This is a genomic window from Novosphingobium sp. MBES04 (assembly GCF_000813185.1).
Lineage (GTDB): Bacteria > Pseudomonadota > Alphaproteobacteria > Sphingomonadales > Sphingomonadaceae > Novosphingobium > Novosphingobium decolorationis.
In genome coordinates, this window is the sequence record NZ_DF850488.1 from 2,846,480 (window position 1) to 2,861,810 (window position 15,331).

The 15,331-nt window shown below is 61.3% G+C and carries 11 protein-coding genes, 3 pseudogenes and 1 other annotated feature; of the genes and pseudogenes, 11 read left to right on the forward strand and 3 right to left on the reverse strand.

Annotated elements, in window-relative coordinates; genetic code table 11:
* The first annotated feature begins 602 nt into the window (after positions 1-602).
* The 5 genes and pseudogenes from MBENS4_RS12685 to MBENS4_RS12710 form a co-directional block, all read left to right on the forward strand.
* On the forward strand, positions 603-1,709 hold the full coding sequence (locus MBENS4_RS12685) for a Fic family protein (protein ID WP_039391160.1): 1,107 nt from the start codon (positions 603-605) through the stop codon (positions 1,707-1,709).
* Between the two features lie 150 nt (positions 1,710-1,859).
* Positions 1,860-2,780: a tyrosine-type recombinase/integrase gene (locus MBENS4_RS12690; RefSeq protein ID WP_039391162.1), complete on the forward strand. Its 921-nt coding sequence runs from the start codon at positions 1,860-1,862 to the stop codon at positions 2,778-2,780.
* A gap of 4 nt (positions 2,781-2,784) precedes the next feature.
* Positions 2,785-3,132 (forward strand): annotated as a pseudogene (locus MBENS4_RS12695) (IS91 family transposase); the annotation flags it as partial.
* 173 nt (positions 3,133-3,305) lie between these two features.
* On the forward strand, positions 3,306-4,847 hold the full coding sequence (locus MBENS4_RS24775; RefSeq protein WP_084592071.1) for an ISL3 family transposase: 1,542 nt from the start codon (positions 3,306-3,308) through the stop codon (positions 4,845-4,847).
* 57 nt (positions 4,848-4,904) lie between these two features.
* Positions 4,905-5,756 (forward strand): annotated as a pseudogene (locus MBENS4_RS12710) (IS91 family transposase); the annotation flags it as partial.
* Between the two features lie 467 nt (positions 5,757-6,223).
* On the opposite strand, the gene MBENS4_RS12715 reads toward MBENS4_RS12710, so the two are convergent.
* The gene (locus MBENS4_RS12715) at positions 6,224-6,796 is read right to left on the reverse strand and encodes a tyrosine-type recombinase/integrase (protein WP_052322251.1); all 573 of its coding nucleotides are present in this window, start codon (positions 6,794-6,796) and stop codon (positions 6,224-6,226) included.
* A 159-nt stretch (positions 6,797-6,955) separates the two neighbouring features.
* Positions 6,956-8,305 (reverse strand): IS1380 family transposase, encoded by a 1,350-nt coding sequence (locus tag MBENS4_RS12720; protein ID WP_445321510.1) that lies wholly within the window; start codon positions 8,303-8,305, stop codon positions 6,956-6,958.
* Positions 8,306-8,740: 435 nt separating this feature from the next.
* Between MBENS4_RS12720 and MBENS4_RS26135 the strand changes: the two genes are divergently transcribed.
* A complete protein-coding gene (locus tag MBENS4_RS26135) occupies positions 8,741-9,238 on the forward strand; it encodes a hypothetical protein (RefSeq protein ID WP_199904376.1) in 498 nt (165 codons plus the stop codon).
* Entirely contained in the window at positions 9,144-10,076 is a 933-nt protein-coding gene (locus tag MBENS4_RS12730) for an IS5 family transposase (protein ID WP_039391166.1), read from the forward strand. Before MBENS4_RS26135 ends, MBENS4_RS12730 begins: the two co-directional genes overlap by 95 nt.
* 305 nt (positions 10,077-10,381) lie before the next feature.
* On the opposite strand, the gene MBENS4_RS12735 is transcribed toward MBENS4_RS12730, so the two are convergent.
* Positions 10,382-11,410, reverse strand: a complete 1,029-nt coding sequence (locus MBENS4_RS12735; RefSeq protein WP_039391168.1) for an IS110 family transposase — start codon at positions 11,408-11,410, stop codon at positions 10,382-10,384.
* A gap of 80 nt (positions 11,411-11,490) precedes the next feature.
* Here MBENS4_RS12735 and MBENS4_RS12740 point away from each other — a divergent pair, with 80 nt between their 5' ends.
* The 4 genes and pseudogenes from MBENS4_RS12740 (at position 11,491) to MBENS4_RS12760 (ending at position 15,299) form a co-directional block, all read left to right on the forward strand.
* Positions 11,491-12,384, forward strand: a complete 894-nt coding sequence (locus MBENS4_RS12740) for a Fic family protein (RefSeq protein WP_052322252.1) — start codon at positions 11,491-11,493, stop codon at positions 12,382-12,384.
* Between the two features lie 301 nt (positions 12,385-12,685).
* Positions 12,686-13,237 (forward strand): hypothetical protein, encoded by a 552-nt coding sequence (locus tag MBENS4_RS12745; protein WP_039391169.1) that lies wholly within the window; start codon positions 12,686-12,688, stop codon positions 13,235-13,237.
* Positions 13,206-13,948 (forward strand): annotated as a pseudogene (locus MBENS4_RS24780) (IS3 family transposase); the annotation flags it as partial. The gene MBENS4_RS12745 and the pseudogene MBENS4_RS24780, both read left to right, overlap by 32 nt.
* Positions 13,487-13,601 (forward strand) — a sequence feature (AL1L pseudoknot). (Overlaps the previous pseudogene by 115 nt.)
* 487 nt (positions 13,949-14,435) lie before the next feature.
* Complete coding sequence (locus MBENS4_RS12760; protein WP_199904377.1) at positions 14,436-15,299, forward strand: group II intron maturase-specific domain-containing protein; 864 nt, start codon at positions 14,436-14,438, stop codon at positions 15,297-15,299.
* Positions 15,300-15,331: the final 32 nt, after the last annotated feature.

A 15,331-nucleotide genomic window follows, 5' to 3' on the forward strand; every position in this document is an offset into this window, starting at 1 on the left:
CCTTCGGCCTATTTTCCGAGAAAACGCACGGGCCGCGCAGGGCAATCTGCGCGGCCCGTTTGCGTGGCGTTTGGGGCCACGACAGGCCAGCGGGCAGGCCGCTCGTCATGTCCGGGATGGAGAGGAAAGCCACAGGACCGAACTCGATCGGAATTGCGATCGGCGGTAGTGGAGGCCGAGCCGGAATCGAATTGGTGTCGTAAGTAGCTTTGATGTCTGCGTAAAATTGCCACTCGGATGAAGTCGTCCATCGTTCAAACCATCAAATTTTATTTTTATCCGGGTTCTATTCCGAAAGCTGGAATCGAACGGTTTTTGGGCAGTGATTCGCGAATCGCCGTTTCCATTTATCGGCCTGTTTCGAATGGATGCTGGTCCCTTGAATTGAGCAATCTAGGTCATGAGGAGGTGGGGCGATTGGAGGCCTTGTGTCCGTGTGCGGTGGGATCGAATTTTGTTGGTCTCAGGGCACGCCTCTTGTCGCCATGACGGCTTGCTTCGGCTTGGACATTTAGTGAGCGATGGTTGGGTGAGGCATAATTTGTGGATTTTTGCCTCAAAAAGTGATTTTCAGTGAGTTATAAAGCGGCTATTTATAGCTCATGAAGTGGAATTGGCAGCAGCCAGATTGGCCTGAATTTCGTTGGGAAAGCGCCCTTTTGACGGCGCTTGAAGCTCGCTTCCTACAGCAGTCCGGTATTCTCATTGGCTCGGTCAAGCACCTTGCCGATGATGACCGCGCCGCCGTCACCGTCGATATCATGACCGGCGAAGCGCTCAAGACGTCGGAGATTGAAGGTGAGCTTCTCAACCGCAATAGCGTGCAAAGCTCGCTGCGCCGCCAGTTCGGTCTAGAAGTCGGAGACCATCGCATTCCGCCGGCCGAGCGCGGCATCGCTGAAATGATGATTGCGCTCTATCGCGCCTTTGCCGAGCCGCTCACGGATGAGGCTCTGTTCGCCTGGCATCGCATGGTCGTCAGTGGGCGACACGACATCGAGGTTGTCGGCAGCTACCGCGAACACGCGGATGCCATGCAGGTCGTCTCAGGCTTCAGCCACAAGCCGAAAGTTCATTTCGAGGCTCCGCCCTCAAAGGACGTGCCAGAGGAAATGCAGAGTTTCCTAGCGTGGTTCGCTGCGACGTCTCCTGACGGACCAAGGCCGTTGGCAGCGCTGACCCGGGCCGGGATTGCTCACCTTTATTTCGTATCGATCCATCCGTTCGAGGACGGCAATGGTCGTGTGGCCCGCGCGCTAGCGGAGAAAGTGCTGTCACAGGCGATCGGCCAGCCCAGCCTGATTGCCCTTTCGCATGTCATCCAGCGTAAGCGCGCCGCCTATTACGATGCGCTGGAAGCCGCCAACAAGCATAACGAAATCACCCCTTGGCTAACCTATTTCGCCGAAACCGTGCTGGATGCCCAGACGCACAGTCTCGCCCTGATCGACTTTCTGATCGCCAAGACGCGATACTATGACCGTTTCCGGGACCAGCTGAACGAGCGGCAAGCCCGCGTCATTGCCCGGATGTTCCGCGAAGGATTGGACGGCTTCACCGGGGGGCTGAGCGCGGCCAATTACATTACCATCACCGGGACGTCCCGTGCGACCGCCACCCGCGATTTGCAAGAGTTGGTCAGCATGGGCGCATTGGGGCAGACGGGCACGCTGAAATCGACCCGCTACCATCTAGACTTGAGCACGTAGCTGGCGACGAGCGTTGGAGAGGGCATCGCCGCTATCGACCCATGCACTAACCCGCTCGCGCGGGAGGGGCGCGTGGGGCGATGTAGCGTGGTATACGTAGGCCTTTAGCGGGGAGAGGCTGGCAGTTCCTTTAACGGAGAGGAACTTGCCATGACTGTCTCGATCAATACCGGCCCGATCAGCCCGCTGCGTCAGCGGATGCAGCACGACATGATGATGCGGGGGCTCGGGCCTCACACCCAGAAGGATTACGTCCGCCACGTGAAGCGCCTTGTGGCCTTCCTGGGACGTCCTCCCGATACGGCGACGGAAGAGGATCTTCGCCGCTTCCAGATCATGCAGCACGAGAGCGGGGTCAGGCCATCAACCATCAACTCCGCGGTGTCGGCGCTGCGCTTCCTGTATAACGTCACGCTCAGGCGACGCGATCTGGCGCGGGCCCTGGTCGTCACCCGCATCGTGCCCCGGCTGCCCGAAGTGCTGAGCGTCGAGGAGGCCGCGCGGCTGCTCCAGTCGGCGCCGGGCATGAAGTACAAAGCGGCGCTGGGTGTCGCCTATGGCGCGGGCCTGCGCGTGTCCGAAGTCGCCCACCTCAAGGTCGACGATATCGACAGCACGCGCATGCTGATCCGCGTCGAACAGGGCAAGGGTGGCAAGGATCGCAATGCGATGCTCTCACCCCAGCTGCTCGAACTGCTGCGGATGTGGTGGCGCGATGGCCACAAGCGCGGGGTGCTGATCGCGCATGGCTGGCTGTTCCCGGGCCAGAACATCACCGATCCGATCTCGACCCGGCAGTTGCACCGCGCGGTCCAGGAGGCGGCCGAGGTGGCCGGCATCCACAAGCGCGTCAGCCCACACACCCTGCGTCATTCCTTCGCCACGCATCTGCTCGAGCAGGATGTCGATATTCGCGTGATCCAGGTCCTGCTCGGCCACAGCAAGCTGGAGACCACCGCGCTCTACACCAAGGTCTCCACCCGCACGATCCACGCCGTGTCGAGCCCGCTTGACCAGCTGATGGCGCTGATAGAGGGCAAGCCGCCTACAGGACCAGACGGCGCCGGATGAGCCAGTGCGCTCCGACCTCGAGGTCGCGGACATCTTCCGCTCGGCCGGACCGGCCTACAGGGCGGCCCATGCCGGGCACCTGAGTCTTGCCCAACTCAAGGTGATGTCCGCGGTCGAGACCTGCCGCACCGCAGCCCTGGGCGGGCACGTCGAGGCCTGTCAGGACTGCGGGCACTGGCGGGTCGCCTATAACTCCTGCCGCAACCGGCATTGCCCCAAATGCCAGGGTGCCGCCGCGCGCACCTGGCTGGCCGAACGGGAGGCCGACCTGCTTCCCGTCGGCTACTTCCACGTCGTCTTCACGCTGCCGGCCGAGGTTGCGGACATCGCCTTCCAGAACAAGGCGCTGCTTGTCAACGCCGACCCAAAAATCCCCAGAAGTGGGCTCTCCCGCACTTTTGGTGCAGCCGATGAAACAAACCATGAATCTGAGGGATTCTTGATTGCTCCGTAAATGGGAGCTTCCGAGCCGTGTCCAGACGAGTCCTGCCGCTTGTTCCTCGCCAGTTGGTCGTGGAGCGTGTGATGCTCAGCCCTGAGAAAGTCGTTATCTGGTGCCGTTCCCGATCGACGGCATCGCGCTGCCCGACTTGTCGGCGAAAGTCTGCGCGGCTGCATAGCCGATATGAGCGACGCATCGCAGACCTGCCCTGGCAGGGAAGGTTCGTAACCCTGCTCATGCAAGCACGCCGCCTGCGCTGCTCCAATCAGAACTGCAGGCAGCGGATCTTCGTCGAGCGTGCTGATGAAATTGTTACCAGCCACTCCAGACGGTCCATACGGCTACGCGAAATCCAGCGCACCGTCGGCCTGGCGCTTGGAGGCGAAGCTGGCGCGCGGCTTGCCGATCGCATTGGCATGCCAACCAGCCCAGATACGATGATCCGCCTAGTCCGGAATGACCGGCAGATGATGACGGGATCGCCCCGGGTTCTGGGCGTCGACGACTGGGCGTGGCGGAAGGGTCATCGCTACGGCACGGTTTTGCTCGATCTGGAAACCAACAAGGTCGTTGACCTGCTGCCTGATCGTGAAGGTGGGACGCTTGCTGCCTGGCTGAAGTCCAATCCCGGAGCCGAAATCATCGCGCGCGATCGCGGCGGCAGTTACGCCAAGGGCGCTCGTGAAGGGGCACCTTTGGCGCGGCAGGTCGCTGATCGCTGGCACATGCTGCGCAATTGCTCGGATGCAGTGCTCGCCGCAGTGGAAAAGCGCTACAGGCTCGTACGCGAGGTCGGGCGATCGCTTGGGCATGACATGTCAGCGATCAGGATACAGGACAGCGGCACAAGACCAGGCGAGCCTACGGCTGCCGTTCAAAAACGAAACCACGGTCGCCAACGTCGACAAGCCGTGTTCGATACAGTTGTTGCCCTGCGCGAGAAGGGTTGGACCATATCGGCTATTGCCCAGGAAATTGGGCGAGATCGCAAAACGATCCGACAATGGCTCATGGATCGCAAACCAGGACAATGGGAGCGGAAATCCCGGCATCCTGCGAACGCCTTCGACGGCTTCATTCGCTCTCGGTGGGCGGATGGCTGCCGTAATGCCACGCAGCTTTACCGGGAGATTTGCGAGCGTGGGTATTCCGGCAGCGTGAAAGGATTCCGTCAGTGGGTGAAAATCCGAATCCGTGACGGAATTGAAGACCCTGCTCCTCGACCGTCATCGTCTCGTTGGAAACCGCCCAGCACGCGGCAGACAGTTCGCCTACTCAGCGCAGCCAAAGGCACGGTTCGCCCGAGCGACATGGTATTCATCAATGCCTTGCGCACAGCCTCACCGGCCATTGCGCAGGCTGCTGATCTCGGACGCGAGTTCCATGACCTACTGGTCGAGCGCAAAGCTGACACACTCGATGGATGGTTGGCATCCGCCCTTGAAAGCCCCATCGCATCCTTCGCTCGCGGCCTCATGCGCGATTTAGACGCTGTCCGTGCCGCGATCGACCTTCCATGGAGTACGGGACCAGTCGAAGGGAAAATCAACAAGCTCAAGTTCATCAAGCGGTCTATGTATGGCCGCGCGGGCTTGGATCTCCTGCGAGCTCGCGTGATGGCCTGAACAGCACCAAAAGTGCGGGAGAGCCCACTTTTGGGGAGATTACGTCCGGCACCGACACTGCTCTACGACCTGTTGTTCAAGGCGGCCGCACAGACGATGCTGACCATCGCCGCCGATCCCCGGCATCTGGGCGCCCGGATCGGGATCACCGCTGTCCTCCACACCTGGGGATCGGCGATGACCCACCATCCGCATGTCCACATGATCGTGCCGGGCGGCGGCCTCGCGCCCGATGCAAGTCGCTGGATCTTCTCGCGTCCGGCCTTTCTACTGCCCGTGCGCGTGCTGGGGGCGCTGTTCCGGCGGCTCTTCCTCACCCGGCTGAACGCGCTGCACGGTGCCGGCAAGCTCGCCTTCTTCGGCTCCCTGACCGATCTGGCAGATCGGCGGGCGTTCCAGCGCCACCTTGCCCCGGCGCGCAAGAAACGCTGGGTGGTCTATGCCAAGCCGCCCTTTGCCGGACCGGAAGCGGTGCTCGCCTACCTCTCGCGCTATACCCACCGCGTCGCCATCTCGAACCGGCGCCTCGTCGCCTTCGACGCGAACGACGTGACCTTGCGTTATAAGGACTATCGCCGCGATGGGTCCGAACGCCAGCGGGTCATGACGCTGACCGCCAACGAGTTCATCCGCCGCTTCCTGCTCCACGTCCTGCCACGCGGCTTCCACCGCATCCGCCATTACGGCCTGCTCGCCAGCGCCGCGCGCCACGACAATCTCGCGCTCGCCCGCCGCCTGCTTGCCGTCACCCCGGAGACGGAGGCGCCAGAGCCCGAAGCCGAGCCCGACACCTGTGCGCCATGCCCGTGCTGTGGCGGGCGCATGATCGTCATCGAAACCTTCCCACGCTGGAGCCAGCCCCGCGCACCGCCCAGGCCCAGCCCGCCAATCCGGGAGCGCACCGCATGACCCGGCATGGTCCGCCAGTCGCCATGGCCCCGCATAACGCGCGGTGGTCAGAGGGCCGACTTGCCGCCGGCGTGCGCCGCACCCGCGTCTGCTCCTGGCATCAACCTCGACAGCGCCCCGAACACACCTTGCACGCATCCAGACACCCGCGACTGCGCTGCTGTCGTGCCTCCATCAAAGCACGCACTTCACACCGTCAGACCACACTAAAGCGCAAATCCCCATAGCCCAGCCTATCGGGCCCGCGGGTTCCTGCATGGGAGGTTTTCGTACGCAAGCGCCCGAAAACCTTCACCATTATTGTCGCTCAGACGCCAATTTCCGCTCCTCAGGAGCGGACGGTCTGCTCATCCTTGCCGCATACGAAAGCTGGGCTGGTAGGCGCTGTGTAGCCGAGTACAATTCGTGGCGAGTTACTCGTAGCAGAAGGGTTCTGGCTCCCCGCCTAAACAGGGAGCCAGAAAATCTTAGATTTCGGTGCCCTCCGCCAAAACCAAGGCGTCTTCCACATCGACCCCAAGGTACCTGACCGTGCTTTCGATCTTCGTATGCCCGAGCAGGATCTGAACTGCCCGGAGATTGCCCGTGGCCTTGTAGATGATGGATGCCTTGGTCCTTCTCAGGGAATGCGTGCCGTAATCCTCGCAGGGCAAGCCAATTCCCGTGACCCATTCGTCGACGAGACGCGCGTATTGCCGCGTGCTGATGTGGGTGGCGTGGTTCGTGCGACTTGGGAAGACAAAATCTTCCAGAGAGCCGCTCCGGAGCTCAAGCCATTTGAGAAGACTGGCTCGAGCATCATCCATCAGTTCAAACTGGACGGGTCGCCCGGTCTTTTGCTGAACCACGGTAGCGCGGTTTCGAATCTTCCGATCGCAGAGGATATCCTCGATCTTCATCTTCACGAGGTCGCAACCGCGCAGCTTGCTGTCGATCGCAAGATCGAAAAGGGCCCGATCTCGAATGCGCCGGTGCTGGTCGAGAAAGAAACGCACCGCCCAGATCTGACGCGGTTTGAGCGCGCGCTTAGCCCACGTTATTCATGAGGTTGCGGGCCCCGGTTGGATGGGCTGCGATTTGATGCAGGCAGCGTAGCTTGGGCGAGCGGCATCGGCGGCGTTTTTCACCGCGGCAAGATCGATGGGCTTTTCGAGGTTGGTGGACGGGGGTTCGGGCTTTGGGCGGCACTGCCGCGCTGGCTATGTCGGTGCTGGCCGGAGGCTGGTAGCGAGGGCTCTGAACACGTTGGCATCGGGGTAGGCTGACGCGAACGCTACACGGATGCGCGAGGCACTTTCGATGACGCGGGCGGCGACCTTGAGGATCCGCAGGCGCAGCGTCGCGAACTCGGCCGTGGCCAGCGCGGTGGTTCTGGGGATCGCCTGCTGGACGCGCCATAGCAGCCAGTAAGCAGCGGTATGCAAGATCAGCCGCATCTGGTTGGCGTTGGCCGAGCGGCACGAGGTGCGGTCGCTGGCGAGTTGAGCCTTGTGGCGCTTGATTAGGTTCTCGGCCTGGCCGCGCGCGCAGTAAAGCGTGTCGTAGATGTGCTCGGCCAAGCCTTGCGCCAGCGAGGTGACGACGTAGCGGATGTCCATGCCCAGCGTGCTGGCCTCGATCCGGGCGACGACGCGGCGCTGGCGGTTCCAGCTCTTCGCGCCGTAGCGGGTCTCGGCATAGCTGCGCAGCACCGGCGCCTGGCGTTCGGCCCGCTTGACCGCGCAGGCATCGGCGGCGGCAACGATGGCCGGATCGGCGCGCAGCGCGGCGTTGGTCGGCAAGCCGAACACGAAGTCGACCCCGGCCGCCTCGCAGAACGCCATGACCTCGGGACGGCCATAGTGCCCGTCGCCCCGGATGGTGATGCCGGTGTCGGGCCAGTACTGGCGGATATGACGGACCAAGCGCCGGATGTGGCCGGCGGCCTCGGTACCCGATGGCGTCTTGCCGGTGCGCAGCAGCATCGCCACCGGGCGGCCGGTGGCGGTATCGTAGACGTGGATCGGCAGGAAGCAGCGTTCGCCATAGTGGGCGTTCCAGAACGACAACTGCTGGTAGCCATGCACGACATCGCAGGTATCATCGATGTCCAGCGTCACCGTCGCCGGTGAGGCGGGATAACTGCTGCAGTAGACGCCGATCATCGCGACCATCATCTTGGCCAACTCCCGCGTGGTCGGTGCGTTCTCCCACCGGCTCATCGTCGGTTGGCTGGCAAGCCCCGCGCCCGATCCCGGCAACTTGCCGAGCGCCAGGCGGAACCCCGGAACATCGCGCAGAGCATCAAGGTCGTCGGCATCCTCGTAGCCACAGGCGATCGCGAATACCCGGGCCCGCAGGATGTCATCGAGGCGATGGACCACTCGGGAAGGGTCACGCGGATCGGCAATGCAACCCGCAAGCCGCCGGCAAATCCCCATCGCGCGCTCGGCCTGCGCCAGCAACAGCACGCCTCCGTCCGAGGTCAGCCGGCCACCGTCGAACGCGGCTGTGACCTTCTTGCCGATGACAGCTGGGAATCCAAAAGAGCTTGCGATATCGTCGTTCATGGCGGGTGTGGCCTGTGGCATTTTCTGCCCTGCAACAGGGCCGGCGTAGACACCCAGTTTCTAATGCAGATCAGAGGCTTACGCCACTCCCGCCAACCCATTTACCCGCCCCGGTGAATAAGAGCGGTTAGGTCCCACTTTGCGCCCTGCGTTCCACGAAACGCGTTCGTGAACGGCGGGATCAAATTCTGATAAACCCATGACACATCTCCTATGGCCGTGATGGCCATAGGTAGAACGCATCAGCGCAGCTCGATTGCCTGCTGTTGCGGAATGGACGTCCGGCGCGACCGAAACGTAGGTATCGTCGAGGCGAGGCGCAGTAACGGATGGCGGACTTCGGCCAGAAGATCGGCCAAATGGCCACTTCATAGCCTATCAGACAGAGCGTAAAGCAAAGCATAAAACTGGAAAAACGGATATTCTTGGGCTAATGTGAGCATCGGAAAACTGCTGGAAAGATCGGCCAAACCTGTGGCAATGAACGTCGAATCCCCCACCCAGATTGAGCCTGCACGGATCGACGCACCGGCCGGCGATTTGCCCGACCTGGTCGCCGAAATAGCAGCCAAGGCCGAAGGTCTCGGGCGAGCACTTCATCCGCAGACCGCACTCCATCTCGCCAGCCTCGTACGATTGATGAATACCTATTACAGCAACCTCATCGAGGGGCACCGCACCCGTCCTCGGGATATCGAGCGCGCGCTGGCTGGCGAACGCGATGACGATCAACGAGATCTCATGGCTGAAGCCGCAGCGCATTACCGCGTGCAGGAGGCTTTGTTGCGCAAATGCCCAAGGGATTCCGTTTTTGAATCCAGTTGGTTAGGAGGCGGTGATGAGCAAACCGCCCCGCGCACGCTACCGCACGACGAACTGGAAGTCCTACAACGCAGCGCTGGCGCAGAGAGGTTCGCTTCAGGTCTGGTTTGATCCCGCGATGGAGTGGCTTGCCCGACCCACCGGCAAGCGCGGACGTCAGCCTGTCTTTACAGATGCCGCGATCCAAGCCTGCCTGACGCTGAAGGGCGTGTTCAAGCTTCCCTTGCGCCAAACCACTGGCATGGTCGCCAGCCTTCTCGAGATGGCAGGGCTCGATTGGCCGGTGCCGGATTTCAGCACTTTGAGCCGGAGGCAGAAGACCTTGCTTGTCGAGATCCCTCGTCAGCCCAGTTCCGGGCCGTTGCACCTGCTGATCGACAGCACGGGCATCAAAGCCGTTGGAGACGGGGAATGGTGCAGGCGCAAGCATGGCCCGTCCAAACGTCGCCAGTGGCGCAAGGTCCACTTGGGTGTGAACCTCGGATCGTTGGATATCCACGCTATCGAAGTGACCGGAAGCCGGGTTGGCGATGCGCCCATGCTGCCTGAACTACTGAAGCAGATCCCGCACGATCAAGTCATCGCGACCGTCAGCGCCGATGGCGCCTTTGACACCAGGGCCTGTCACGAAGCCATTGCCGCGCGCGATGCCTGTGCCATCATCCCCGCCCGCAGTAATGGAAAAGCCTGGCCCGGGAGCACACCGGGCGTTGCCGCCCGCAATGAAATCGTTCGCTCAAGCCGGCGGTTCGGGCGGCCGATCTGGAAGCGATGGAGCGGATATCACCAGCGCAGTCTGGTCGAGACGAAAATGCATTGTTTCAAGCTGCTGGGGGAACGCATCATGGCTCGAGACTTCGATCGCCAGGTCGCTGAAATCCAAATCCGTGCGGCCATCCTCAACCGCTTCACCGCGCTCGGAAGGCCTCAGACTCAGCGTGTCGCATAATTGGATGCCTTCAAAGGCCAACTGCTCCCCTGAGGCCGATTTGCGCAACATGTATAACCGCCCCATGCGCAAGAGGTATTTGAGCTGCTTTGACGCGTTGTCGGGTGCTGACATGTATCCGGCCTCGTGTGCGGCGGGGTAGATGCCGCGGGCCCGTATGGTGTTCGCAGGTCGGGTCCAGATCAAAGCCGCGTGCTCGAAGGCACTTTGTTGCGCCCTGGTTTTCCCGATCCCGTCTTACGACCGTTGCGCCAAACTGCTCGTTGCCCTCCTACGCTCCGACGCCCTCGCGACCTACGGCTGACTTATGCAGCCGCGACCGGAGACTGGTAAACTGTGCCCCGCATCATCAAGGCCCAGACGATCCGTGCCATCTTGTTGGCCAGCGCCACACGCACCAACATGGGAGGCTTGCGGGTCAGCATCCCGCCCAGCCATGTCCCCGGTCTGGCGCTGACATGGACATGGCGTTTGATGATCACGCTGTTGGCACCGATGATTAGAAGGCGCCGCAATGATCGCTCGCCCATCTTTGTCGTGGCCCCAAGGCGCTGCTTGCCTCCTGTCGAATGCTGCCGAGGTGTCAGGCCAAGCCATGCCGCAAAGTCGCGCCCTTTTTGGAATGTCTCAGGAGCCGGGGCCAGAACCGCGATGGCCGTAGCGATCAGCGGCCCAATGCCCGGCACCGTCATGAGCCGACGGGCGACTTCGTTCTCTTTCGCTCGCCGGGCAATCTCGGCATCAAGCTTGCCGATCTCGACCTCGAGATGGGTAAGGGTTGCAACCAGCACCTGCAGAGTGGCGATGGCATCGCTGGGTAATCCACTGTCTGGCCCCTGGACGATTGCGATCAGCCGCGTTGCGTTTGCAGCTCCCTGCGGCACGATCTGCCCGAACTCCCCGAGATGGCCGCGCAGGGAATTGATCGCCTGCGTGCGCTGCCGGATCAGTAGCTCGCGAATACGGAAGACCGTTGCTGCCGCCTGCGTCTCTTCGCTCTTCACGGGCACGAACCGCATCGTTGGGCGCGTAGCCGCTTCGCAAATCGCCTCCGCATCAGCTGCATCGTTCTTCTGCCGCTTCACGAAAGGCTTCACATAAGCAGGCGGGATGAGCCTCACTTCATGGCCCAGCTTACCAATCTCCCGGCCCCAAAAATGTGCGCCGCCGCAGGCTTCCATCGCGACCCTGCAGCGTGGCAGTTGACTGAAAAACGTCAGGACCTGGTCTCGCCTCAGCCTCTTGCGAAGCACAGCATGACCCTCGGCATCAGCACCATGCACCTGAAACACATTCTTCGCCAAGTCGAGCCCGACCGTGATAATCTCCGACATGACCGCTCTCCTATGTGGATCGTTCCAGACCCACCTTCGCACATCAAGGCCGTCGGGGGGCGGTCACATCATCAAAGCCCGTGCAGGAAGCCATCGATCGAGCTGCCGTTGACGGCGAACTTCCCGATCCTGCCGACCCCGATTTTATCCTGCGGTTGCACCGTGATTTCTACGCGGATGCCTCGATCGACATGCTCACCGTGCGCGGTGGAGAGCGAAGCTTTGCCATGACGCCGGGCGAATGGCGATCAAGGGCCGAGCACGATGTCCAGATTGGCCGTCACATCCCGCCATCGTCGGCCAGAGTGGCCGATTTCATGAGCTATTTCTTCTCGCGGTTTGCCTTTGAACCCAAGGATGGAATGCACATGACCGCAGTGGGAGCTGGGAAGGCAAAGCGTATCCTTGCGCTGGCAACCGCACACCACCGGTTCAATTGGATTCATCCCTTTCCCGATGGCAATGGCCGGGTTAGTCGGTTGATGAGCCACGCCATGGCGCTCAAGGCAGGGATCGGCGCACACGGGTTATGGTCGGTATCTCGAGGGCTTGCACGAGGGCTGGGGCCGGGAGATGCTGGCCGGACAGAATATCGCAAATACATGGCCTCGGCCGATGCACCGCGCCAGGGAGACCGCGACGGCCGGGGAAACCTTTCCGAAGCGCACCTGGTCGGATTTACCGAGTGGTTTCTCAAAGTCTGCCTCGATCAAATCAGCTACATGTCGAGCCTCTTCGAACTCGACACCCTATCAAAGCGGCTTGAGCGCCATGTGTTGATCACAGATGGCCTGTCTCCGGAAAGTAACTGGCTGCTCCAGGAGGCCCTTATTCGAGGCGAGTTCGAGCGGGGCGCAGCACCGCGCCTTACGGGTCTGCCCGAGCGCAGTGCTCGACGTGTCCTAAAGGAGCTAACCGACGCTGGATTGCTGGCATCCGATACTCCGGAGGGGATCGCTTCGTTTCCCAAGTGACACTCAGGATACGCTTTTCCCAAAGCTCTTCGCCTGACAGCGACCCTTCTGAGACGCTCACGGGCCGTCTCCGGCCTCCAGTTAGCCGTCATGTCCTGACTGCGCTCAGGTCCACCGATCATGTCGGCTTTCGCCGCCATAGCCGCCGTTCAAGGCTGAAGCTGAGGCCTTCAAAACTTGCCTTACGTTCATCGATTAATGGGTGCGCCTGATTGACTGATCTCGGCCGCGATTTACCGAAGACACAGTTGCTCGCATATTTTGCCCGCCGCTAATGTCGAAGCGTGCTAGCCCGTGCCACATGTCAACGAAGTCCACAGCACAGCACGTCAGCGAATTTCTCGACGAATGGCAGGCTACGACGGTGATGGTGCAGGAACGCGTCGGCCGTGGCGACAGTGCGTTCCTACAGGTTCCCGTTGATATTCAAGCAGGGAGAGTTTTTTTGATTGCTCCGTCCCCACATGCGATCGGAGCGATGTTGATCGCGGTAACGGCGTTCTGGTTTTTTGCGAGCGGCCGTGTCCGGATAGAGATTGTCTCGCTCGTTCTGATCGCCGTGCTCGCGATTAGCGCCTATTTTTTTCCGATCGAGCATGACGGACCCTACACCGGGCTGGAAATTGCCTTTGGCGGATTTGGCCATGAAGCGCTGATCGCCATTTGCGCCCTGATGATCCTCGGGCGCGAGCTGGTTGTTACGGGTGCACTTGAACCGGCAGGACGTTTGCTCACGCGTCTGTGGAAGTTCAGCAGATTGCTGGGTCTTGAAGCGCCCCGGGTTTTCCGGAGGCTCCGATTTATGAGAAGGAGCTTTCGTGATGAGCAGAACCCGGAACAAGTTTTCACCTGAGATCCGCGATCGTGCAGTGCGTATGGTTGGCGAACATCGCGCCGATTACGGTTCGGAGTGGGAGGCGATGTCTTCGATTGCCGCCAAGATTGGCTGCACGGCCGAGACGCTGCGCCGCTGGTGCCGCGAGGAGGCGAGCCGACGAGCGGGGCCAGCGGCGCTTGCCGCCGATGAGAAGGCCAGGATCAAGGCTCTCGAACGTGAAGTGAAGGAACTGCGCCGGGCCAACGAGATCCTCCGCAAGGCGTCTGCATATTTTGCGATGGCGGAGCTCGACCGCCGCGAGAGATGATGATGGCGTTCATAGACGCCCATCGCCAGGACCTGGGTATCGAGCCGATCTGCCGAGAGCTGGCAGTCGCCCCGTCCTCCTATCACGAACATGCTGCACGCCTGCTTGATCCGTCCAGGCGACCCGAGCGTGCGCGTCGGGACGAAGAGATCTGTCGTCAGATCAAACGCGTCTACGAGGACAGCCACAGCCTCTACGGGGCGCGCAAGGTCTGGCATCAGCTACGCCGCGAAGGCATCGCAGTTGCCAAGTGCACCGTCGAGCGCCTCATGCGCAGTATGGGGCTCGCTGGCATACGGCGAGGCAAGAAGACCGTGACCACCATCAGCGATCCCAAGGCGCCATGCCCACTGGACAAGGTCAATCGGGAGTTCCGCGTCTCGCGGCCCAATGCCTTGTGGGTGGTCGATTTTACGTACGGTGCGCCTCGTCCCGGGTGGTCCGGGAGGCGTATGTTGGAATGCAAAAGAGAAAGGAGGAATTGAGCGAATGCCTTGCCCTCTGCTGTGAGGGGGCATGAGCCCAAGCGGCGGTGACCTGCTGTCAACTGGCAGGGTGACGTAGCCCGCAGGTAAAGGGGATTGAGGCGAAGCCGTTACGCCAAGATGGTCCCCGAGGCTGTAGCGCTGGAAGGTTGAGGAACACGAACCGGTTAATCCGCATCCGAGGGCTGAAATGTCGCCTTCGCCTACACGGCTTAACAGGCGGAATGCTGATGATGGCGCCGGACACGTATGTCGGCGGCATCCGAATGCGGTCGTACATGTAGCTCGCCCGCATGGAGCCATGGAGAGAACGCAGCCAGACCATGGCATCGGCATCGACTTGCAGGACGCAAGGACAAGGACTGCGACCGGCAGCCTCCCCAGTGCGTGAAAGTCCAGCATATGAACGAGGGAAGGCGGCGTGTTGTCACCGCTCCTGTCCAACATCATGCTCCATGAGTTTGATGCGTGGCTGGAGGCGAAATACCTGAGCGACAAGGCGCGAAAGGATCGTTGGGCATGGAACTTCGGTATCCAGCAGGGACGCCCCATCACGGTTCGCGAGAACCGGCAATGGAAACCTGCTGTCGCCTACTGCCGTTACGCCGACGACTTCGTCGTCATCGTCAAGGGCACCAAGGCACATGCCGAGGCCATCCGCGCGGAATGCCGAGCCTTTCTGGAAGGCAACCTGAAGCTGACGCTGAATATGGACAAGACCCATATCACCCACGTCGACGATGGGTTCGTGTTCCTCGGGCACCGGATTATCCGCAGGCGGGGATCGAGCGGACGTATGTCCGTGGTCTCGACGATACCCAAGGAGAAGGCCAAGACCTTCGCTCGCCGATTGGTCGAGACCCTCTCCGGCAATCATGAGATTGCCACGGTGGACATGATCGACAGCCTGAACCGCCAACTGGCGGGTTGGGCCGCGTTCTACAAGTTCACCGACTTCACGGCGCGCATATTCCGGCGGATCGACACGGTCGTGTTCTGGAAAATGGCGCACTGGTTGGCGCGGAAATACCGGTCCCGTATCAAGCCCTTGATGCGCAAGTGGTACCGCGTGCCGGAAATAGGCCACTCAAAGACGTGGCTGGTTTACGGCCGAAGCAATCAGGGCAATGCCGTCGGCAAGGCGCTACGACGACTGGTCACCAGCCAGAAGTTGCAGTTCCGGTGGCGAAACCCGGAGCGAAATCCCTACATCTTCCGGGACGAACTCCGAAACACCGTCACTTCTCGCTATCATGATGTCGCCATGGCCTTGGGCCAAGGTTGAATAGAGAGCCGTATGCGCTGAAAGGTGCACGT